General features: G+C 67.8%; 19 protein-coding genes and 1 pseudogene. 14 read left to right on the forward strand and 6 right to left on the reverse strand.

Annotation, left to right across the window (positions count from 1 at the left end; translation table 11 throughout):
• Nucleotides 1-393 (forward strand): ISL3 family transposase (locus tag H590_RS14200; RefSeq protein ID WP_036980499.1); only part of this gene is annotated, 393 nt, incomplete at its 5' end.
• Nucleotides 394-990: 597 nt separating this feature from the next.
• On the opposite strand, the gene H590_RS17075 is transcribed toward H590_RS14200, so the two are convergent.
• Both H590_RS17075 and H590_RS0101190 read right to left on the reverse strand, forming a co-directional pair.
• Nucleotides 991-1,488, reverse strand: a complete 498-nt coding sequence (locus H590_RS17075) for a GNAT family N-acetyltransferase (RefSeq protein WP_126412763.1) — start codon at nucleotides 1,486-1,488, stop codon at nucleotides 991-993.
• Between the two features lie 5 nt (nucleotides 1,489-1,493).
• On the reverse strand, nucleotides 1,494-2,666 hold the full coding sequence (locus H590_RS0101190; protein ID WP_028702110.1) for an MFS transporter: 1,173 nt from the start codon (nucleotides 2,664-2,666) through the stop codon (nucleotides 1,494-1,496).
• 217 nt (nucleotides 2,667-2,883) lie between these two features.
• On the opposite strand from H590_RS0101190, the gene typA reads away from it, so the two are divergent.
• The 5 genes and pseudogenes from typA to H590_RS14215 all read left to right on the forward strand — a co-directional run bounded on the left by typA (nucleotide 2,884) and on the right by H590_RS14215 (nucleotide 8,184).
• The gene (gene typA / locus H590_RS0101195) at nucleotides 2,884-4,746 is read left to right on the forward strand and encodes a translational GTPase TypA (RefSeq protein ID WP_028702111.1); all 1,863 of its coding nucleotides are present in this window, start codon (nucleotides 2,884-2,886) and stop codon (nucleotides 4,744-4,746) included.
• 188 nt (nucleotides 4,747-4,934) lie between these two features.
• Complete coding sequence (locus H590_RS17600; RefSeq protein ID WP_126412762.1) at nucleotides 4,935-6,044, forward strand: SH3 domain-containing protein; 1,110 nt, start codon at nucleotides 4,935-4,937, stop codon at nucleotides 6,042-6,044.
• Between the two features lie 124 nt (nucleotides 6,045-6,168).
• A pseudogene (locus tag H590_RS19380) lies at nucleotides 6,169-6,807 on the forward strand (SH3 domain-containing protein); the annotation flags it as partial.
• 243 nt (nucleotides 6,808-7,050) lie between these two features.
• Nucleotides 7,051-7,455, forward strand: a complete 405-nt coding sequence (locus H590_RS19385) for a L,D-transpeptidase (protein WP_051238074.1) — start codon at nucleotides 7,051-7,053, stop codon at nucleotides 7,453-7,455.
• Nucleotides 7,456-7,638: 183 nt separating this feature from the next.
• Nucleotides 7,639-8,184 carry an isochorismatase family protein gene (locus H590_RS14215; protein ID WP_036980502.1) on the forward strand — a complete coding sequence of 182 codons (546 nt, stop codon included), beginning with the start codon at nucleotides 7,639-7,641 and terminating at the stop codon, nucleotides 8,182-8,184.
• 43 nt (nucleotides 8,185-8,227) lie between these two features.
• On the opposite strand, the gene H590_RS0101215 is transcribed toward H590_RS14215, so the two are convergent.
• From H590_RS0101215 to H590_RS0101225, 3 genes are read right to left on the reverse strand one after another with little or no spacing between them, the layout of a single operon-like run.
• Nucleotides 8,228-9,640, reverse strand: coding sequence for a sugar transferase (locus H590_RS0101215; RefSeq protein ID WP_036980504.1), 1,413 nt, complete (start codon nucleotides 9,638-9,640; stop codon nucleotides 8,228-8,230).
• Nucleotides 9,641-9,671: 31 nt separating this feature from the next.
• Nucleotides 9,672-10,640: a CAF17-like 4Fe-4S cluster assembly/insertion protein YgfZ gene (ygfZ, locus tag H590_RS0101220; RefSeq protein ID WP_028702114.1), complete on the reverse strand. Its 969-nt coding sequence runs from the start codon at nucleotides 10,638-10,640 to the stop codon at nucleotides 9,672-9,674.
• Nucleotides 10,637-11,134: a nitrobindin family protein gene (locus tag H590_RS0101225; RefSeq protein WP_028702115.1), complete on the reverse strand. Its 498-nt coding sequence runs from the start codon at nucleotides 11,132-11,134 to the stop codon at nucleotides 10,637-10,639. The genes ygfZ and H590_RS0101225 overlap by 4 nt, the downstream gene beginning before the upstream one ends.
• Nucleotides 11,135-11,424: 290 nt before the next feature.
• Between H590_RS0101225 and H590_RS18740 the strand changes: the two genes are divergently transcribed.
• From H590_RS18740 to H590_RS0101250, 4 genes are all read left to right on the forward strand, one after another.
• Nucleotides 11,425-11,580: a hypothetical protein gene (locus H590_RS18740; protein ID WP_169338788.1), complete on the forward strand. Its 156-nt coding sequence runs from the start codon at nucleotides 11,425-11,427 to the stop codon at nucleotides 11,578-11,580.
• Nucleotides 11,577-12,014: a D-aminoacyl-tRNA deacylase gene (gene dtd, locus H590_RS0101240; RefSeq protein ID WP_028702116.1), complete on the forward strand. Its 438-nt coding sequence runs from the start codon at nucleotides 11,577-11,579 to the stop codon at nucleotides 12,012-12,014. The genes H590_RS18740 and dtd overlap by 4 nt, the downstream gene beginning before the upstream one ends.
• A 155-nt stretch (nucleotides 12,015-12,169) precedes the next feature.
• Nucleotides 12,170-13,651, forward strand: coding sequence for an MFS transporter (locus tag H590_RS0101245; RefSeq protein WP_028702117.1), 1,482 nt, complete (start codon nucleotides 12,170-12,172; stop codon nucleotides 13,649-13,651).
• Nucleotides 13,652-13,713: 62 nt separating this feature from the next.
• Nucleotides 13,714-14,769, forward strand: coding sequence for an LLM class flavin-dependent oxidoreductase (locus H590_RS0101250; RefSeq protein ID WP_028702118.1), 1,056 nt, complete (start codon nucleotides 13,714-13,716; stop codon nucleotides 14,767-14,769).
• Nucleotides 14,770-14,842: 73 nt separating this feature from the next.
• Here H590_RS0101250 and H590_RS0101255 read toward each other — a convergent pair whose 3' ends face one another.
• On the reverse strand, nucleotides 14,843-15,331 hold the full coding sequence (locus H590_RS0101255; protein WP_028702119.1) for a hypothetical protein: 489 nt from the start codon (nucleotides 15,329-15,331) through the stop codon (nucleotides 14,843-14,845).
• A 183-nt stretch (nucleotides 15,332-15,514) separates the two neighbouring features.
• Between H590_RS0101255 and H590_RS0101260 the strand changes: the two genes are divergently transcribed.
• From H590_RS0101260 to pstS, 4 genes are all read left to right on the forward strand, one after another.
• Nucleotides 15,515-16,213: a winged helix-turn-helix transcriptional regulator gene (locus H590_RS0101260; protein ID WP_051238075.1), complete on the forward strand. Its 699-nt coding sequence runs from the start codon at nucleotides 15,515-15,517 to the stop codon at nucleotides 16,211-16,213.
• A 138-nt stretch (nucleotides 16,214-16,351) separates the two neighbouring features.
• Nucleotides 16,352-18,499: an RNA degradosome polyphosphate kinase gene (locus H590_RS14225; protein WP_084149178.1), complete on the forward strand. Its 2,148-nt coding sequence runs from the start codon at nucleotides 16,352-16,354 to the stop codon at nucleotides 18,497-18,499.
• Nucleotides 18,496-19,407, forward strand: a complete 912-nt coding sequence (locus H590_RS0101270; RefSeq protein WP_028702121.1) for an NUDIX hydrolase — start codon at nucleotides 18,496-18,498, stop codon at nucleotides 19,405-19,407. The genes H590_RS14225 and H590_RS0101270 overlap by 4 nt, the downstream gene beginning before the upstream one ends.
• A gap of 229 nt (nucleotides 19,408-19,636) precedes the next feature.
• Nucleotides 19,637-20,794, forward strand: a complete 1,158-nt coding sequence (pstS, locus tag H590_RS0101275; RefSeq protein ID WP_036980573.1) for a phosphate ABC transporter substrate-binding protein PstS — start codon at nucleotides 19,637-19,639, stop codon at nucleotides 20,792-20,794.
• The last annotated feature ends 47 nt before the right edge of the window (nucleotides 20,795-20,841 follow it).

The following is a 20,841-nucleotide window of genomic DNA, read 5'->3' on the forward strand; positions in this document are numbered from 1 at the left end:
AAGACCCGGCTTGACGCCCTGTTCGCTGACGAGGCGCACACCGAACTTGAGGTCACCTGGGCGGCCTACCAACGCATGGTCACCGCCTACCGCGACCCCGACCCTGCTCGCGGCCGAGACCTCATGAACAAGCTCATCGCCAGCCTCGCCAGCGGCGTCCCAGCAGCGCTGGTCGAACTCCGCACACTGGGCCGCACGCTGAAGCAGCGGGCGGTCGACGTGCTGGCCTACTTCGACCAGCCCGGCACCAGCAACGGTCCCACAGAGGCGATCAATGGCCGCCTCGAGCACCTCCGCGGATCAGCCCTCGGCTTCCGCAACCTCACCCACTATGTCGCCCGATCCCTCCTCGAAACCGGCGGATTCAGACCTCAGCTACACCGTGGATTATGATGAGCCATATTAGGGGGAAAGTTCGAAGTCCCAGGAGGTAGTGCGATCTACTCTGATGGAGAGTTTTATTGGCGGGGAGATTCTGCCGAATATTTCCGTCATTATGGTGTATGGATTCCTCCTGAAGCGGAAAACTCAATGAGATTGCACAACCGGGAACCCGTCAAGTGGGACGAGAAGGACCCCGTCTACCTGGAGATTTATTCCACTCTAGAATCATACTGGGGAGTTTCAGAAGTCACATCTTACTGGAGTCCCGCCTGACGAATGGCTTACTATTCAGGTGGTGGCATGCACCCTCAGACCCCGCCCTACAGGCCACACACAGCTACACCCTCAATCCTGAGGAGCCCCTAAAGCACTGTCCACAAAAGCGGGAACACTCCACGTCTCAATGCCGACGACGCCGTGGCTGTGGCAGCGCCCACAGCCACGGCATGAGTCTCGCGGCCTCCATCCAACCCCTCCGCGCGACTCTTCGGGCGCTGATCGATCCGGGAACGCACGGCGCATGAGTCGAGTCCGCGGCCACGCAATGACCGACACCATCGCTGGGGAATCAACCTTCTCAAGGGCCGGGGACCGAACGCGGATCAGTCAGCCCACGACATCGACGAAGGAGAGACGCCGGTACAAGCTCACCGCCCGCTCATTGGCAGTGTTGACCCACAAACGCACCGTTGAGTACCCGGACTCACACAGCGTGCGGCATGACCGGCCGATCAGCCCAGAGGCTATGCCCTGACCACCGCGATCAGGGGCGACAAACACGAACACGATGAACGGGGTGCCGTCGTCCTCCAGAGCAGTGACAATCGCGCCCACCGATCGACCGCTGTCATCTCGGGCGAGGAATGACGCCTGCGGCAACCATCGCCCAAATCCTCCCCCCATCGTCGATCGCAGGATGGCGACGGTATCGGCCAAGGACTCGCCCTCGTCGTCGGGGGTTCCCTTATAGGCAGCCAGCATGAGCGGCGCCACACTGTCCGGTGAGGGCAACGGAATGAACCCTGCGACGCAGCCGCGGGCAACGCTTTCATCCAGACCCTCTGTCGGACGATGAAGGTGCAGATGCGCCGACGCCTCGTCCACGGGGATCACCGTGCGCGGCTCACGACGGCCCGATGGTCCAGCCACAGCAGCCACACCGTGGCCAGCAGGCAGACCGCCCCGATCCAGTAGGGACCGCCCACTCCCCACATCGCCGAGAGGGTGCCCGTCATCGCCGGGGCGATCGCGCCACCGATGAAGCGGGCACCGGAGTAGCTGGAGGAGACGACGTCACTCGGCAGGTCACTGGCAGACATCGCGAGCTCGGTCATCAGGGTGTTGAGGATGCCGATCATTCCGCCGCCGATGATGACGCCGACCACCTGCACCGCCAGGTTGAGACTGACGGCCAGCGCGACCTCCACCACGGTCAGCCCGATGAGCATCACCACCAGGGTGTGCCTGGTCCCGTACCGCTGGGACAGCCGACCCGCCCCCCACACCGACCCGAGGGCCAGCAGCAGCCCCCAGCCGAAGAACACCAGGCCCAGATCCAGCGGGGTGAAGGTCCGTCCGGCCTTCGCGGAAGCGGCCTCCAGCGGGAAGGGGGCGTAGGCGAGCAGCGTGAAGTAGCCGTAGTTGTAGACCACCGCTGCGATCATCAGCACCCGCAGGCGAGGATCGCCCAAGGCCCTGAAGGGAGCCGATACCGGGCTGGGGGGCCGGGTGGAGGCCGCGGGGCGAGGAACCAGGAGGGCGATCAGCAGCAGTCCGACGCCCATCAGCACGGCGGTGCCGGCGAACGGCCCACGCCAGGAGATGCCGCCGAGCAGCCCTCCCACCAGGGGCCCCAGAGCCATGCCGGCCCCGAGCGCCCCCTCGTAGAGCCTGATCGCGCTGTGCGGGTCGGCCGCCGCCCCCAGCACGGTGGCCAGGGCGGTGGAGACGAAGAGCGCATTGCCCACTCCCCAGCCGCCGCGGAAGCCGATCACCTGGTTCACACCGGATGCCAGCGCGCAGGCCGTGGAGAAGGCCACCACGATCCCCAGGCCGAGCAGCAGGGTGGTCTTGCGGCCGATCCTCGAGGACACCCAGGAGGCGAAGAACATCACGATCGCGGAGACGAAGAGGTAGGTGGTGAACAGCAGCTCGGTCTGCCCCGGAGAGGCGTTGAGGGAGCGCGAGATCGACGGGAGGATCGGATCGACCAGACCGATGCCCATGTAGGAGAAGGCGCACGCGACGGTGACGGCCCAGACCGCGGGGTTCACCTTGCTCATCGGGAACTCCCTCTGTCGCCGAACAGGCCGGCCCTCGCCCATCGCGGTTCGGACTGCCGGCCACTGGGGGCGATGCTCAGATCTGTACACATACCGACCCGCCACGTTACGCCGTCCGGCACGGCATTGTTCCGGCACACACGCGCAACGACTACAATCGCTCGGGATGCCCACCGGCGTCCGCCCCAAATCTCCCTCGACTGACCGGAGTTCCTGCATGCCCGTTCGCAAAGACCTGCGCAATATCGCCATCGTGGCCCACGTCGACCACGGGAAAACCACCCTCGTGGACGCGATGCTGTGGCAGTCGGGAGCCTTCCGGGAGGGCGCCGACGTCGCGAAGCGCGTGATGGACTCGATGGACCTGGAGCGCGAGAAGGGGATCACCATTCTCGCCAAGAACACCGCCGTCAAGCACACCATGAGCGACGGCGAGGAGATCACCCTCAACATCATCGACACCCCCGGCCACGCCGACTTCGGCGGCGAGGTCGAGCGCGGTCTCGAGATGGTCGACGGCGTCCTGCTGCTCGTCGACGCCTCCGAGGGCCCGCTCCCCCAGACCCGTTTCGTGCTGCGCAAGGCACTGGCCAAGAAGCTCCCGCTGGTGCTGGTGATCAACAAGGTCGACCGGCCCGACGCCCGCATCGACGAGGTGGTCGAGGAGACCTACGACCTCTTCATGGACCTCTCCGAGGACGACGACGCCTCCCTGCTGGACGTCCCCGTGGTCTACGCCTCCGCCAAGGCCGGCCGCGCCTCCCTGGACAAGCCCGCCGACGGCCAGCTGCCGGACTCCCCCGACCTCCAGCCCCTCTTCGACACCATCCTCAAGAGCATTCCGGCGCCCGAGTACACCGAGGGCGCCACCCTCCAGGCCCACGTCACCAACCTGGACGCCTCCCCCTACCTCGGCCGTCTGGCCCTGTGCCGCATCGTCGAGGGCGAGCTCCACAAGGGCGAGCCGGTCGCGCTGTGCCGCAGGGACGGCTCGATCGAGAACGTCAAGCTCACCGAGGTGCTCATCACCAAGGCCCTCGAGCGGGTCCCCACCCAGACCGCCGGACCCGGCGACATCGTCGCCGTGGCCGGAATCCCCGACATCACCATCGGCGAGACGATCACCGACCCCGAGCACCCGAAGCCGCTGCCGCTGATCCACGTCGACGAGCCGTCGATGTCGATGACCATCGGCATCAACACCTCCCCACTGTCGGGTCACTCCGGCACCAAGCTCACCGCCCGCCTGGTGAAGGCCCGACTGGACCAGGAGCTGATCGGCAATGTGTCGATCAACGTCCTGGAGGCCGGCCGCCCCGACATGTGGGAGGTCCAGGGACGCGGCGAGCTGCAGCTGGCGGTCCTGGTCGAGATGATGCGCCGCGAGGGATTCGAGCTCACCATCGGCAAGCCGCAGGTCGTCACCCGGGAGATCGACGGAAAGCTCAACGAGCCCTTCGAGCGGGTCACGGTGGACGCCCCCGAGGAGTTCATGGGCACCGTCACCCAGATGATGGGGCTGCGCAAGGGGCAGATGATGCACATGGTCAACCACGGTTCCGGCTGGGTCCGGATGGAGTTCGTGGTGCCGGCCCGCGGTCTCATCGGCTTCCGCACCGAGTTCCTCACCCAGACCCGCGGTCAGGGAATCATGAACCAGGTCTTCGAGAACTACCAGCCCTGGGTCGGCGAGCTGCGCACCCGCCAGTCCGGATCGATGGTCGCCGACCGTCAGGGAGTCGTGACCTCCTTCGCGTTGTTCAACCTGCAGGAGCGCGGCACGATGTTCGTCTCCCCCGGCGACGAGGTCTACGAGGGCATGGTGGTCGGCGAGAACTCCCGGCCCGACGACATGGATGTCAACCCCACCAAGGAGAAGCACCTCACCAACGTGCGATCCTCCACCGGTGACGAGCTGGAGAGGCTCATCCCCGCCACCAAGATGTCGATGGAGCAGCAGCTGGAGTTCTGCCGTTCCGACGAGTGCCTCGAGGTGACCCCGGAGGTCGTGCGGATCCGCAAGACCTCGCTGAACGCCCACGACCGCGCCAAGGCCAGGCTCCGCGCCAAGCACGCCTGATCCCGACCGGGCCGGCCCGGTCGGCCCGGTAGATTCGGCGACACCCGCTCGCCAATGGCGGTGCGGCAAGCCCGAACGGATAGTGTGAACGCGCTGGCCCGACGGGTCAGCGCGTTCACCCAGGGGGCCGCAGATCGCTGCGACAGCCCTGCCAGCCCGGGGGAGGCCGTCGGATGGGAGCAGAGTCGATGCGAGCCAGTGCAGTCCGCGTGGGGAGTCGGGGGGCCGTCGTGGCCCTGATGGTCGCACTGACCGGGACCGTCGGGGGATGCGCCTCCTCGACCACCGGGACGCCGGGACCGGACACCTCCTCCACCGCGACCTCCGCGCCGGCCTCGACTCCTGCCAGCACCTCGAGCTCCACCTCGGTGCAGCCCTCCCTGCCGAGCCCCTCGACCCCCTCGTCGCCGAGCCGGACACCCACCACCGGGACCCCGACCCCCACCACGAGCCCGACCACTCCCAGCCCGGCTCCCTTCGACCCCTACACCGCCTATGTCACGGTCTCCTCGCTGAACCTGCGCGCCGCCGCCAGCAGCGACGCCGCGGTGAGCAGCGCCCTGTCGCGCGGGGACCGGGTCCAGGTGACCGGCAGGGATGTCAACGGTTTCACCCCAATCCGCCATGACGGGGACGCCTACTGGGTCACCAGCGGCTACCTCTCCCGGAACCGGCCCGAACCCCTTCCGGCCAGCGTCAAGGCTCCGGTACGCACCATGTACACCACCACCGTCCTCAACGTCCGGGTGCACCCCCTGGCAGGCAGCCAGCTGCTCGGCACCCTGGAGTCGGGCGCCAGAATCACCACCGCCGGTGCGGTGGCCGGATCCTGGACCTCGATCACCTATCAGGGCGGGACGGGGTGGGTGCGCTCCCAGTACCTCACCACCAACCGTCCGGCGCCCACCAGCCCGACCACCGGGGTCGCCCTCGACAAGCGCTGCACCACCGGCCTGGTGGTCTGCATCTCCAAGTCGGACCGCCAGCTGCGGCTGGTCCAGGACGGCAAGATCCTCATCAGCCTAGATGCCCGGTTCGGCTCCGAGGAGGGCCCCACCCGGGAGGGCACCTTCACCATCGGGTGGCGCAGCAAGGACTGGGTCTCGACCATCTACGGCTCGAAGATGCCCTATGCGATGTTCTTCAGCGGCGGACAGGCCATCCACTACTCCTCCGACTTCGCCGCCCGCGGCTACGCAGGCAACTCCCACGGCTGCGTGAACATCCGCTCGATGGGCGGCATCCAGTACGTGTGGAACCACGCCCCGGTGGGCACCACGGTGGTGGTGTACCGATAGCACCAGATCGCCCGCAGCGTCCCGGGAATTGCCATTTCTGGGCCTTCGTGAGGTACCTTTCAGCTGCCGGTTGCAGGCCGGCGACAACCGGGCCATGGAGGGTCCGAGATCTGAGAGGTGTGCCATGGGCACCAGAGTTCCTCGATGGTTGGCGGTCGCCGTCACCACCGCAGCCGTGGCCTTCAGCGGAGCAGGGTTCGCCAGCGCGGCCCCGTCTGATCCGCCGTCGGCCCCACCGTCGGAGTCGGCCACACCGACTCCAGCACAGGCGGGATCGAGCACCCCGTCACCGTCGATCCCCAGCCACAGTGCCGCACCGTTCAGGGCCAGTCTGGTCTATGCCACCGGGACCGTCACCGTGCGCAGCACCCCCTCCACCGCAGGGTCGAACCTCGGTACCCTTCAGCGCGGTCAGTACGTCGGCACCCGTGACGCCGGGAACGGCACCGCCCGCCGGGGCGACTGGACCGCCGTCAACTACCAGGGCCGCCAGGCCTGGATCTCCACCCAGTACCTCTCCGCCACGAAACCAGCTCCGGCTCCCAGACCGACCCCGACGCCGGCCAGGCCCAAGTTCTCCGCTCAGCTCGTCTACGCGACAACGACGGTGAGCGTCCGAGTCAGCCCCAGCACCTCGTCCAAGTCCCGCGGCACCCTGCAGCGCGGTCAGTACGTCGGCACCCGCGACGCCGGGAACGGCACCGCCCGTCAGGGCAGCTGGACCGCCGTCAACTACAAGGGCCGCCAGGCCTGGATCGCATCCCGATACCTCACCACCACCCGGCCCGCCCCGGCCCCCAAGCCACGGCCCAAGCCGCGTCCGGCGTTCACCAAGTACATCGTCTACGCCACCGCCACGGTGCCGGTCCGGGTCAGCCCCAGCCTGGCAGCCCGATCCATCGCCAGCCTGCGTCGCGGCGACCACGTCTCGGCCGTCGGCATCGCCCAGCGAGGATTCACCCCGGTCAACTACAAGGGCAGGACGGCCTGGGTCCAGACCAGCTACCTGTCGCGCAGCAAGCCCGCACCCAACCCCCAGCGACTCGACAACCGATGCCTCTCGGGACTGGTGGTCTGCATCTCCAAGACCGACCGGAAGCTCCGTCTGGTGAACAACGGCAAGATCCTCATCACCCTGGATGCCCGCTTCGGCAGGCCCAGCGAGCCCACCCGTGAGGGTTCCTTCAAGATCTTCTGGAAGAACAAGAACCACGTCTCCACCCTCTACGGGTCCAGGATGCCCTTCGCCATGTTCTTCAGCGGCGGCGAAGCCATCCACTACTCCTCCGACTTCGCCGCCCGCGGCTACGTCGGCAACTCCCACGGCTGCGTCAACATCCGGTCCTGGTCCGGCATCCAGTACGTGTGGAACCACGCCCCGGTGAACACCAAGGTGGTCGTCTACCGCTGAGCCCGCACCACCGGACCGCCCTCAAGGCGGGCCAGGATCGACAGGAGTCCCGGGGCCGAGCGTTCGGCCCCGGGACTCCTGTCTGTCCCCCCAGTCGGGCCTCAGGACGCTCCTGGCCGTATGAGCCGCACCAGGGCAGGCGAGCCACCGGCCCCATGAACCGCAACCACCTAGGGTGTGGCGATGACACAGAACAGGACAGCGCTGATCGTCATCGATCTGCAGAAGGACGTACTGGCGAACGCCTATGACTCCGACGGCGTCGTCTCCCGTGTGGTCGGTCTCGTCGACCGCGCTCACGCCGAGCAGGTTCCGGTGATCTGGGTCCAGCACAACGACGAGGCCATGCCGCTCGGCAGCGACCAGTGGCAGCTCGACGACCGACTGGTCCGCGCCGACGGCGACGCCCGCATCGACAAGACCTACGGCGACTCCTTCTCGAACCCGCAGCTCCCGGCGCTGCTGGAACGCCTCGGGATGAGGCGACTCGTGATCGCCGGGGCGCAGACCGACCAGTGCATTCGATGCACCTGGCACAGCGCCCTGATACTCGGCTACGACTCGGTGCTGGTCTCCGATGCGCACACCACCGAGGACGGCGAGTTCGACGGGATCGAGCTGCCGGCCAGGGCCACGATCGCCCAGACCAACATGTACGCGACCTGGGGCAGCGTCTACCCCGATGCCCGGGGCACGGCCACTGCGGCCGACCAGGTGCAGTTCGTCTGAGGCGTCTCAGGCCTCTGTGACCCTTCTCCAGGGCCGCAGGGACTCAGTGGAGCTCCTGGACCCCTTCCGGCAGCCGGACCGTGGTGTCGCGCTCCTCGGTCTCGTCGACCCCGCGCGAGGAGACCTTGTCGAAGAGGATCTTGATGGTCTGGATCATGATCTTGACATCGAGAAGCAGCGAGTACTCCTTGATGTAGATGAGGTCGAAGTTGAGCTTGCTGGCGAAGTCCGAGGCGTACTTCCCGTACACCTGGGCGTAGCCGGTGAGTCCGGCCCGGACGTTGTGGCGCAGCCGGTAGTGGGCGTTCCCCTGCTGGAACTGGTCGACGAAGAAGGGCCGCTCCGGGCGGGGTCCGACCATCGACATGTCCCCGACCAGCACGTTGAACAGCTGCGGCAGCTCGTCGATCCGGAGACTGCGCAGATACTTGCCGACCGGGGTCACCCGAGGATCGTTGGTGGTGGCGAGCATTGGGCCGGAGTTCTTCTCGGCGGTGACCCCCATCGACCGGAACTTGAGGATCCGGAACTCCTTGCCCCCCTTGGTGATCCGGGTCTGCCGGTAGAACACCGGGCCCGGGGAGGTCGTCCTCACCAGAATCGCGGTGACCAGCATCACCGGGGAGGCGATGATGAGACCGATCAGGGCCACCAGGAAGTCGAAGCACCGCTTGATGAGGTCGAATTCCGACGGAATCTTGAACGGGCTGGCGGCGATGATCGACTCGTCCTCGATACTCATGATCGTCGGATTGACCAGCAGCAGGTGCTCGAAACTCGTGGTGAGGAATATCTCCTTCTCCTCGCCGAGAAGAAGATCATAGATCGCGGTGCGCTCCGCGTTGGGGATGAGATCCGAGACGTGGGCGGTGTCGAACTCGTCGATGTGTGCCCGGATCTGCTCCAGGTAGTGCCCGTCGACCACCTGGGTGAGGCGGTGCCGACGACTGCGGTTGGACATGTAGTTCAGCACAGCCCCGGAGATCTGATCTGGGGGGCCGAGCACCATCACCCGTTTCACCCCGCGGATCCGCTGATAGGCGAGGAAGACCGAGGTTCTCCACAGCACCAGCACGATGATGCTGACGGCCAGGTTGATGAGCAGCACCGACCGGGGGAAGGCGAACCACCGGCCGGCGAAGGTGAGGGCCATGATGAAGACTGTGATGAGGATCTGGTCGACGACGGTGATGATCCACACATCGAGAACCGTCTTGTTGTAGAGGACGTAGACACCCGACAACACGTTGATGGCCAGGAAACCGATCGCCGATACCAGCATCGCAGCCTTGGCGTCATTGAGATTGCGCGACGGAATGAATCCCAACGAGGTGAAGAAACGCAGGTAGAAGGACAGGTAGAGGCAGCCGACGAACACCGCGACGTCAATGACTGCGGTGAGCAGCTTCTGGGTCTTGTTGAAATCGACCTTCTGCGGCACTCGTGTTCTCCTCATCGTGTTCTCCCGGTCCCGGGGAGATGTCCCCTCAGAGTATCGGCCGGACGTGCAGCCCGACCTCCGGGTCCACCAGCAACTCCTGGCTGGCGGGATGGCCGTCCACCTCCACGACGGCGTCGCCGGGCGTCGCCCGGCGCAGCAGGGCCAGCCCGATCGGGCCCGCCTCGTGATGCATCGCCACGGTGCCCAGGGTCCCGACCCGGCGTCCGGCCAGGGTCACCTCGCTGCCGGGTGCGGGCAGGTCGGCGTCCGAGCCGTCCAGACAGAGCAGGGTGAGCCGGCGTGGCGGCCGACCCAGGGTGTGCACCCGGGCCACCGTCTCCTGACCGCGGTAGCAGCCCTTCTCCAGATGGGTGCCGTACAGGCCGATCTCATTGGGGATGGTGCGCTCATCGGTGTCCAGGCCGATCCTCGGCAGCCCGGCGGCGATCCGCAGCGCCTCCCAGGCCCGCACCCCTACCTGGACGGCGTCCAGACTTCCGGTGATCTCGTCGAGGCGGTCCGCCGGGACCAGCAGCTCCCGGCCCTCGGCCACCTCGGAGTCCAGGCTCACCAGCGAGTCCGTCAGAGCTCCGGGAGCGGCGGTGCTGGAGGCGAGCCACAGCACCTGCAGGTCGGGACGCAGGGCCACCTCCACGCGCATCATGAAGCGCATCGAGTCCAGCCAGTCGACCAGCCCCTGCCCGCGTCCTGGCTCGGTCCAGGCCCAGAAGGTGGTGCCGTCGTCGACCCCGTGGAAGACGTGCTCGACGTGGCCGGTCGGCGAGAGCACCAGACCGGTGACCGTCCGGCCCGGTTCCAGGCCCTCGAGGAACTGGCTGGTGATCGAGTGCAGCCAGCCCAGCCGGTCGGGGCCGGTCACCGAGAAGACCTCGCGGTTGGCCAGCAGCAGCCAGCCCGAGCCGTCGGCCATCCGCCGCTGCTCCAGATTGGGATTGTCGAGATGGGACACCAGACCGGCGTCGGGTCCCTCGGCCAGCATCACCGCCGACATCAGGACCTCGCCATCCGGGCCCACATGTAGGGCTGGAGGGGGGTCTCGGCGGTGGCCCGGTCGAAGGTCCACAGCAGATCCCCCTGAACCTGCCCGTAGAGCCGCTGACCGCCGGTGTAGGGCAGATCGGCGTTCTCGGTGGTCATCACGGCATCGGTGACCAGCTCGATCCGGGCGCCGTCGATCGTGCCCGTCCAGACCTCGGCCCAGCCCTCCGGTGCGGCCATCACGACGTCGATCGTCTGATCGGGGCCCGGACGCCAGAACCCGGCCTCCATCCGCAGCGGCGCCTTCGGGGTGCCGTCGGGATTCTTGGTGAAGGTCTGGCAGACGTAGTGCAGGTAGTCGCCGCCGTTGTCGGCGAAGTCCACCTGGGCGCCGAAGTCGAAGTCGCCGTCCTCGGGGGTGGTGCCGTGGCCCTCCCCCTCCCAGTGGCCGATCATCCAGGCCAGCGGCATCAGGGCGTTGTTGAGATCATCGGGTATCTGGAAGGGCATCGGTTTCTCCTGGGACTCGGCGAGGGCGGTGAGTGGTCGGGTGCGGGTCAGACGCCGGGGCCGGCCCTGCGCAGCAGCTCCCGAACCACCAGCACCAGCAACCCCACGGTCACCGACAGGCAGGCGGCCACCAGGACGACGAGATCAAGTGTGGCCATGGGGGGATTCTATGTCCGGGGCAAGGATCCCCGGGGACCCCGCCGAGGCGTCGTAGCATGTGCGGCGGCGATGCCGCGGCCGGATCCCGGACCCGCGACGACTCGTACCTCGAATGGATCAGGGAGAACCACATGTGCCATCAGATCACCTGCCCCCGCTGCGGGAAGCCCACCTGGCAGGGATGCGGTGAGCACATCGACCAGGCGCTGTGGGGCGTGGCGGTGGCCGATCGTTGCCACTGCCAGCCCGCCACCCAGCAGGAGCACGACATCCGGGTCGCCCGGTGAGAGTGGTCATCCAGCGCGCGCTGGAGGGCCGGGTCAGCGTCGACGGCCGGACCGTCGGGCAGTTGACCTCGCCCGGTCTGGTGATCCTGGCCGGCATCACCCACGACGACACCCCTGCCGTGGTGGAGAAGGTGGCGTCCAAGGTGTGGGGACTGCGGATCCTCGAGGATGAGCGGTCGGCCTCCGACATCGGGGCGCCGCTGCTGGTGGTCAGCCAGTTCACCCTCTACGCGGGGACCCGCAAGGGACGTCGTCCCACCTGGAACGCCGCGGCCCCCGGCCCGGTCTCCGAACCCCTCATCGACCACTTCGTCGAGCACCTGCGCACCCTGGGCGCCCATGTCGAGACCGGCGTCTTCGGCGCCGACATGAAGGTCAGCCTGGTCAACGACGGCCCGGTGACGATCATCATCGACTCCGACACCTGGCAGTAACCGGCTCGAGACGGCGGGACCGCCGCTGGACCGCGGAACTGGACGTCGGGATCGAGCGCGACGACCGGCTGTCCCGAAGTTGTCGGACCTGCCCTGCATACTGTGTGTCGGTCAGTCCGATCCGGTCACCGGCCGGACCCAACCGAGGAGGGGCCGTGAAGAGCTTCCATCACGTCCTGGTCAACACCCTGCTCGCGAACGTGACGACGAGTTTCCTGTGGTTCGCGCTCACCTTCTGGATCTACCTCGAGACCCGATCGGTGCTCGCCACCGGTATCGTCGGCGGCGGGTACATGGCCATGGTGGCCCTGTGCTCGCTGGCCTTCGGGGTGATCGTGGACCACAACCGCAAGAAGAAGGTCATGGTGATCGCCCAGGTGGTCACCCTGGGCACCTACCTGCTGGCCGGCGGCATGTGGGTCGTGCTGCCCGACGAGTCCTTCCTCAGCATCTCCTCCCCCGCGTTCTGGGCCTTCATCGGCGTCATCCTCGCCGGCAGCGTGGTGGAGAACATGCGCAACATCGCGCTGTCCACCACCGTGACACTGCTGGTCCCCGACGACCGGCGGGACAGGGCCAACGGCCTGGTGGGGGTGGTGCAGGGGATCGCCTTCATGGTGACCTCGGTCTTCTCCGGGCTGTCCATCGGATATCTGGGGATGGGACCCACCCTGCTCATCGCCCTGGTGGCCACCGGAGCCGCCATGGCCCATCTGGTGACCATCTCGATCCCCGAGGACAGGATCATGACGGCGGCCCGGAGCACCCCCGCGGAGTCCTCTCCCGAGGGCGGCCAGGAGGTGCCCGGCAGAACCGCCGACAGCACCGGGATCCCCGCCGGCACCACCGACAGCGCCGAGACTCCCGCCGGGGTCCCGAGTCCCGACGGCGCCCCGGCCCCGGAGCCCGCTCTGACCCTGAGGCAGCGCATCGATCTGTCCGGCTCGATCGCGGCCATCCGCTCGGTGCCCGGGCTGATCGCCCTGATCCTGTTCACCTGTTTCAACAATCTGGTGGGCGGGGTCTACATGGCGCTGATGGACCCCTACGGACTGGAGCTGATGTCCGCCCAGGCCTGGGGTCTGGTGCTGGGCGTCACCAGCATCGGGTTCATCGTGGGCGGCGGGATCATCGCCAGGACCGGCCTGGGCCACAACCCGGTGCGCACCCTGCTGATGGTCAACATCGGGGTGGCGGTGGTCGGCGCCGTCTTCGCGATCCGGGAGTCCTGGGTGCTGTTCGCGGTGGGGATCTTCGTCTACATGTGCATGATCCCGGCCGCGGAGGCCGCCGAGCAGACGATCCTGCAGAGAGTGGTGCCGTTCGAGAGACAGGGTCGGGTCTTCGGGTTCGCCCAGAGTCTGGAGACGGCCGCCGCCCCGGTTTCGGCCTTCCTGGTGGCGCCGGTGGCGGAGTTCGCGGTCATCCCCTGGATGCGCGAGGGGTCCGGGCAGCATCTCCTCGGCTGGCTGCTCGGGCGCGGGGACACCCGTGGCATCGCCCTGATGTTCCTGCTCGCGGGTCTGGTCATGCTGATCGCGGTGGCGCTGGCCTTCATGTCGCCGCAGTACCGGAGCCTGTCGACCCACTACGCGGGCACCCGACAGTCGCTCCCGGCTGCAGGAGGCACTGCGTGACGATGCCCGCGGGAATAGATGCCCGCGGGAATAATTGACATGTCACGGACATTGATGCGGACATGAAGAGTTTCGGATTCCTCTCCTTCGGCCACTACGGCCGGGGCACCGGACCCTACGACCCGGACGCCGCCCGAGCCCTGCGCGAGGCGATCGAGATCGCCCAGGGAGCTGATGAACTGGGCGTCAACGGGGCCTACTTCCGGGTCCACCACTTCGCCCGGCAGGCGGCCTCCCCGATGCCGCTGCTGTCGGCGATCGCCGCCACCACGAAGCGCATCGAGGTGGGTACCGGGGTCATCGACATGCGCTACGAGAACCCCCTGTACCTGGCCGAGGAGGCCGGGGCGCTCGATCTCATCGCCGACAACCGGATCGCCCTGGGCATCAGCCGGGGATCCCCAGAACCCGCACTGCGCGGATACCAGGCCTTCGGCTACACCGGGTCGAGTGACCCCCGCGGGGCCGACCTCGCCCGCGACAAGTTCGACCTCTTCCTGCGCGCGATCGGGGGAGAACGGGTCGCCGAGGCCGACCCCGAGCAGTTCGGCCCCGGCCAGCGACTGAGGATCGAACCGCACTCCCCCGGCCTCACCGACCGCATCTGGTGGGGATCGGGCACCGCGGCGACCGCCGAGTGGGTGGGGCGACTCGGGGTCAACCTGATGAGCTCGACACTGCTCACCGAGGCGAACGGCGGATCCTTCGCCGAGATCCAGGCCGCTCAGATCCGCGCCTACCGGCAGGCCTGGAAGGAGGCCGGCCACACCCGGACCCCGCGGGTCTCGGTGAGCCGCTCGATCTTCCCGGTGCTCAGCAAGGAGGACCTCTGGTTCGCCGCCCCGATGGGCGACCAGTCCCGCGATCAGATCGGCATGATCGACGGCTTCGTCTCAACCTTCGGCAAGACCTACTCCGGTGATCCGGACACCCTGATCGCCGAGCTGAAGGCCGACGTCGCCATCCAGGAGGCGGACACCCTGATGCTCACCATCCCCTCGCAGCTGGGACCCGAGGTCAACCTGAGACTGCTGGAGAACTTCGCCACCCACATCGCCCCGGCCCTGGGCTGGCAGCCCAACACCGAGGGGCCGACCACCGGCTACCCGATCGACTGAGTGCCGCTGCCGAGCCGGCCGGACTCCCCTGTCGGGCCGGTTGGGCGCTCCGCCCGACCGGCCGCGACCTCGGCTAGCCGACCGACTGGAACCCCGTTGCCGCGCAGATGCGCGGCAACGGCTGGTCCTGGGAGTCATGTCCGGGGATGAGAATCCCCACCACCAGGCCGATCACCATGCACAGGACCGCGGCCAGCAGCACCCAGGACCACCGGATGCCGTGCGGGCCGTCGAAGCCGTGCCCGGAGGCCCGGTGGTAGCCGGCGGTATGACCCACCACGACGCTGGGCCCCTCCCCGTCGGGATCGCCCAGGCTGAGCAGCCCACCGGTGGTCGGGTCGAGGGTGTCGTCTCCGCGACTCTCCTCGGAACGAGTCTTCTCTGACCGGCCCTTCTCGGAACGAGCCTTCTCGCCGGGCTCGCCGGCACCGGATCCGGTGGTCTCGACAGCGTCCTCATCGCCGCTGCGCTCACCGGGATCGCGTGGGTCAGACTCCCCCGCGTCGCCGTCCTCCTGGGAGCGCGCGGGTCTGAACCAGTTGTCAGGAAGGTCCGAGACCACCCAGCGATCTTATGTGCCCGATGCACACCAGCACGAAAAATGCGCCATTCCGGGCCCATCTGGGGCAGAATGCACATCAGAGTCGATCACTGGTCCACAAGCAGTTCCATCGATGAGGGGTCATCGGGGCGGGCACCGTCGGGTGCCGAACTCCCACCCCGCTACGATGGCGTCGTCATCCGGATGGTGACCGTGCTCACAATCCTGTGGCAGGCCGTGGGAAGGATAAGGCGCATCGTGTCGAGACTGGCTCTTGTGGGGCCCGCAGACGAGCCGCTGCCGGAGGCACTCGAGCTGCTCCCTCACACCACCATCCGCTACGACGACATCGAGGACTGTCTGGATCATCTGGACACCACCGACGTCGTCCTGGTGGACTGCCGCACCGAACCGGCCAGAGCGCGCGAGACCTGCCTGCAGCTGTCCTCCCGGGAGTCGACGGTCCCGGTGATGCTTCTCGCCTCGGCCAAGACCCTCTCGGTGGTGACCCGGGACTGGGGGGCCGACGACTTCCTCACCGACACCGCTACCTCCCTGGAGGCCGACGCCCGACTGCGGTTCGTCGCCTCGGGACACGAGACCAAGGAGCTGGTCGCCGGCCCCTTCACCGTCGACGAGGACGCCTACACGGCCTCGGTCGGGGGCACCAGCCTGGACCTCACCTACACCGAGTTCGAACTGCTGAAGTTCCTCGTCGGCCATCCCGGCCGGGTGCTCACCCGCGATGTGCTGCTCTCAGAGGTCTGGGGCTACGACTACTACGGCGGCACCCGCACCGTCGACGTCCACATCCGGCGGCTGCGCGCCAAGATCGGCCCGGAGTACGAGGGTCACATCCAGACCGTCCGGTCGGTGGGATACCGCTTCCAGGCCCAGCGCTGACCCGCCGGCAGGGCCGGCCGCCACGGCGGCGGGATTCCGACCGGCCCTTCACCCACGTCCCGTCCGATAGATTTGTGGCCGACAGACCGGACGGCCACAACCGACGACACCGTCCCGGTTCCCACAAGGAGCAGCCAGATGGCCAAGCAGTCAGTCACCCCTTCAGCGGCCAGACAGGCGGCCCAGAAGGCCAAGCGCAAGGCCCCCGCGTCCGACCAGGACCTTCCGGTCGACCGCTACTCCGACCGCGAGCTGTCCTGGTTGGCCTTCAACAACCGGGTCCTCGACCTGGCCCGTGACGCCGAGCGCATCCCGCTGCTGGAGCGCGCGAAGTTCCTGGCCATCTTCTCCAGCAACCTCGACGAGTTCTACATGGTCCGGGTGGCCGGGCTGAAGCGCCGCATCGACGCCGGCGTCGCGGTGCCCACCCTCACCGGCCAGATGCCGCGCGACCTCCACGAGGCGATCCTGGACCGCACCCACGAGCTGGTGAGCGCCCAGTCGAGAGTCTTCTCCAAGGACGTCCGCCCGGCGCTGGGCCAGGAGGGCATCCACATCCTCACCTGGTCGGAGCTGGACGACGAGGAGAAGGACCGGATGCGCACCCTCTTCTCCGAACGGGTCTTCCCGGTCCTCACCCCGCTGGCGGTCGACCCCTCCCACCCCTTCCCCTACATCCGCGGGCTGTCCATCAACCTCGGCGTGATGCTGCGCAACCTGGTCACCGGCACCAATCAGTTCGCCCGGGTCAAGGTGCCCTCGGTGCTTCCCCGGTTCATCGACCTGGGACACGGCCGGTTCCTCCCCCTGGAGGAGGTCATCAGCCGCCACCTCGACCAGCTGTTCACCGGGATGCACGTCATTCAGCACACCACTTTCCGGGTGACCCGCAACGAGGACGTCGAGGTCGAGGAGGACGACGCCGAGAACCTCCTCTTCGCCCTCGAGAAGGAGCTGCTGCGCCGCGAGGTGGGCCGGCCACCGGTCCGCCTGGAGGTTCAGGACGACATCCAGGACGACATGCTCGAACTGCTCACCCGCGAGCTCGGCGTCTCCGAGCGGGAGGTCTTCCGGCTGCCCGCCCCGCTGGACCTCACCGGGCTGTTCTCCCTGGGCGACGTCGACCGCGACGACCTCAAGTACCCCAACTTCCTGCCCATCACCCACCCCCACCTGGCGGAGGTCGAGACCGCCCGGCCGGCCAACATCCTGGCCGCCATCCGGCGTCGTGACGTCCTGGTCCACCACCCCTATGACTCCTTCGCCACCAGCGTCCAGCGGTTCATCGAGCAGGCGGCCGCCGATCCCAAGGTGCTGGCCATCAAGCAGACCCTCTACCGCACCTCCGGCGACTCCCCGATCGTCGACGCCCTGGTGGAGGCCGCCCAGGCCGGCAAGCAGGTGCTCGCCGTGGTGGAGATCAAGGCGCGCTTCGACGAGCAGGCCAATATCGGCTGGGCCCGGGTGCTGGAGAAGGCCGGGGTGCACGTGGTCTACGGGATGGTGGGTCTCAAGACCCACTGCAAACTCTCCCTGGCGATCCGCGACGAGGGCGACAGCCTGCGCCGCTACGCCCACATCGGCACCGGCAACTACAACCCGAAGACCGCCCGACAGTACGAGGACCTGGGGCTGCTCACCTGCAACCCGATCATCACCGACGACGTCGCCCGGCTGTTCAACCACCTGTCCGGGATGACCGCCGAGAAACGCTACCGCCGACTGCTGGTGGCCCCCGAGGGGATCCGCAGCGGCATCCTGGAGGCGATCGACCGGGAGATCACCGCCAAGAAGGAGGGCCGGACGGCCGGGGTCAAGATCAAGGTCAACGCGATCGTCGACGAGGCGATCATCGACGCCCTCTACCGCGCCTCGCGCGCCGGGGTCCCGGTGGACCTGTGGGTGCGCGGGATGTGCAGCATCCGGCCGGGCATCCCCGGGCTGAGCGAGAACATCCGGGTCCGCTCGATCCTGGGCCGGTTCCTGGAGCACTCGAGGGTCTTCTGGTTCGCCAACGGCGGGCGTCCGACGGTGGCGATCGGCTCGGCCGACCTCATGCACCGCAACCTGGACCGCCGCGTCGAGGTGCTGGTAAGCCTGTCGAACAAGGACCACATCGCCGAGATCGAGAACCTCTTCGCGCTGGCCTTCAACGAGCACACCATCTCCTGGCAGCTGCGCGACCGCGAGTGGACCCAGGTCTCCCGCGACGCCGACGGCCAGATCCTCACCGATCTGCAGGAACGACTCATCGCCGAGACCCGGACCAGGGGGCGTCACCGATGAGCCGCCGCAAGGGACCGGTCCTGGCGGCCGGTGCAGTGGTCCTGCGCCGCACCGCCGAGGGGACGGTGCAGGTGCTGGCGGTGCACCGACCCCGCTATGACGACATCAGCCTGCCCAAGGGACACCAGGAGCCCGGCGAGGACTCCCCGGTGACCGCGGTGCGCGAGGTGCTCGAGGAGACCGGGGTGCGGATCCGGCTGTCGGCGAACCTGCAGCCCATCGAGTACGAGATGCCCAACAAGATGGCCAAGCTCGTCCAGTGGTGGGTCGGCACGGTGTGCTCCGAGCACCCCCACGAGCCCGACGAGGAGGTCGACCAGGCGATGTGGCTGGACCTGGCCGAGGCCCGCACCCGGCTCAGCTACGCCACCGACGTCCAGGTTCTCGAGGAGGCCGTGAAACTCCCGGCCACCACCACCATCGCCCTGGTGCGCCACGCCAAGGCGATCAGCCGCAAGGAGTGGGCCTCGGGCAAGCACCGGAACAAGACCGATCCGAAACGCCCGCTGGACCGGCGGGGCAAGCGCCAGGCCAAGGCCCTCGCCGCCCTGCTGGAGGCCTACGGCGTCTCGCGGCTGGTGAGCTCCCCGGCGACCCGATGCATGCAGACCCTCACCCCCTACGCGCAGGCCGCGGGGGTCGAGATCCAGCAGCGCGAGGAGTTCACCGAGGAGGCCTTCGAGGCCCACCACAAGCCCACCCGCAAGGCCATGAAGGAGCTGGTCGCCGAGCAGCTGGCCGACCCGGACCAGCCGCTGGCGATCTGCGGACACCGGCCGGTGCTGCCGGCGATGGGCGACGTCCTGCACTCCGGCAACCACCCGATGGCGACCGCCGAGTGCCTGGTCGTCCACCTCAACGCCAAGGGCAAGGCGATCCGCCAGGAATGGCACAGGCCCAGCATCTGAGGTGCTCGGGGGATCCGGTTGCGCGGACCTGTCCGCCGGCCGGCAGCTGTTCACCCGGCGTTCACCGGGGGGCGGCCCTCAGGTCATGTCGGCCGCTTAGCGTGTGCGCTGTACGGGCCACCAGAAGTGCTCCGGGAGACGTCCTCGCGGACCACCGGAAGACTCCCGGACCCGTGGACCACAGTCCCCAGCACTCAAGGAAGTTCTTGTGAAGACCAAGCGCCTCGCCATGATCGCGACCATGGCACTCCTGGGCAGCGTCTCGCTCGCCGCGTGCGGCTCCAACAGCTCGAGCAGCAGCTCCTCCCCCTCGGCCACCGAGACCTCCTCGGCGGCCAGCAGCCAGGCCGGCACCGACTCGTCCAGCACCGCCGCGGCACCGGTCGGCAACACCAAGTACACCCCGACCTGCCCCGGCGGCGCGATCAACGGCGCCGGCTCCTCGGCCCAGGCCAATGCCATCACCCAGGTGATCAACGACTACAAGACCGCCTGCAAGGGCAAGGGCCAGGTCAACTACTCGATCACCGGCTCCGGCGCCGGCGTCTCGGCCTTCACCGGCAAGCAGATCGACTGGGCCGGATCCGACTCGGCCCTGTCGGCCGACAAGGGCGAGGTCGCCAAGGCCAAGGAGCGCTGCTCGGCCAATGACGCCTGGCACCTGCCGATGGTCGCCGGCCCGATCGCCGTGGTCTACAACGTGGACGGCGTCTCCGACCTCACCCTCAGCACGCAGACGATGGCCAAGATCTTCGCCGGCGACATCACCAAGTGGGACGACGAGGCGATCAAGAAGGAGAACCCTGGCGCCAAGCTCCCCTCCACCAACATCTCGGTGTTCTACCGCTCCGACGAGTCGGGCACCACCGACAACTTCACCAACTACCTCAACACGGCAGCCGGCGACATCTGGTCCGAGCCCCACTCCAAGCAGTGGAAGGGCACCGGAAAGGGCGCCGACAAGTCTGCCGGCGTCTCCCAGGCGGTCAAGTCGACCAAGGACTCGATCTCCTACGCCGAGTGGAGCTACGCCACCAAGAACAGCCTGTCGATGGCCAAGATCGACAACGGCGCCGGACCTGTCGAGCTGACCGGCGAGTCCGCCGGCAAGGCGGTCTCGGCCGCCAAGGCCGCCGGCAACGGCAACGACCTGCGCCTGGAGATGCAGTACAAGGACACCCCCCAGGGCGTCTACCCGGCCGTTCTGGTGACCTACCAGATCGTCTGCTCGAAGGGCCTGGACCCCCAGAAGACCGCCCTCCTCAAGGACTTCATGTCCTTCTACGCCTCCTCCACCGAGCAGGCCGCCATCCAGAAGGCCGGTTACGCCCCGCTGCCGGCCGAGGTCTCCGGCAAGGTGCTCGCCTCGGTGGCGGCCATCTCCTGACCTGTCCGTCCCGATTCATCACGATGAGGACCGTGCCCGGTCTCAAC

The organism is Acidipropionibacterium jensenii DSM 20535, assembly GCF_000425285.1.
GTDB classification, from domain to species: Bacteria; Actinomycetota; Actinomycetes; order Propionibacteriales; family Propionibacteriaceae; genus Acidipropionibacterium; species Acidipropionibacterium jensenii.

Coding starts and splice junctions, on each gene's coding strand:
- H590_RS0101190 (WP_028702110.1), bottom strand. CDS start 2,666: ATGAGCAAGGTGAACCCCGCGGTCTGGGCCGTCACCGTCGCGTGCGCC.
- typA (WP_028702111.1), top strand. CDS start 2,884: ATGCCCGTTCGCAAAGACCTGCGCAATATCGCCATCGTGGCCCACGTC.
- H590_RS17600 (WP_126412762.1), top strand. CDS start 4,935: ATGCGAGCCAGTGCAGTCCGCGTGGGGAGTCGGGGGGCCGTCGTGGCC.
- H590_RS14215 (WP_036980502.1), top strand. CDS start 7,639: ATGACACAGAACAGGACAGCGCTGATCGTCATCGATCTGCAGAAGGAC.
- H590_RS0101215 (WP_036980504.1), bottom strand. CDS start 9,640: ATGAGGAGAACACGAGTGCCGCAGAAGGTCGATTTCAACAAGACCCAG.
- H590_RS0101225 (WP_028702115.1), bottom strand. CDS start 11,134: ATGCCCTTCCAGATACCCGATGATCTCAACAACGCCCTGATGCCGCTG.
- H590_RS18740 (WP_169338788.1), top strand. CDS start 11,425: ATGTGCCATCAGATCACCTGCCCCCGCTGCGGGAAGCCCACCTGGCAG.
- H590_RS0101250 (WP_028702118.1), top strand. CDS start 13,714: ATGAAGAGTTTCGGATTCCTCTCCTTCGGCCACTACGGCCGGGGCACC.
- H590_RS0101260 (WP_051238075.1), top strand. CDS start 15,515: ATGGTGACCGTGCTCACAATCCTGTGGCAGGCCGTGGGAAGGATAAGG.
- H590_RS14225 (WP_084149178.1), top strand. CDS start 16,352: ATGGCCAAGCAGTCAGTCACCCCTTCAGCGGCCAGACAGGCGGCCCAG.
- H590_RS0101270 (WP_028702121.1), top strand. CDS start 18,496: ATGAGCCGCCGCAAGGGACCGGTCCTGGCGGCCGGTGCAGTGGTCCTG.
- pstS (WP_036980573.1), top strand. CDS start 19,637: ATGATCGCGACCATGGCACTCCTGGGCAGCGTCTCGCTCGCCGCGTGC.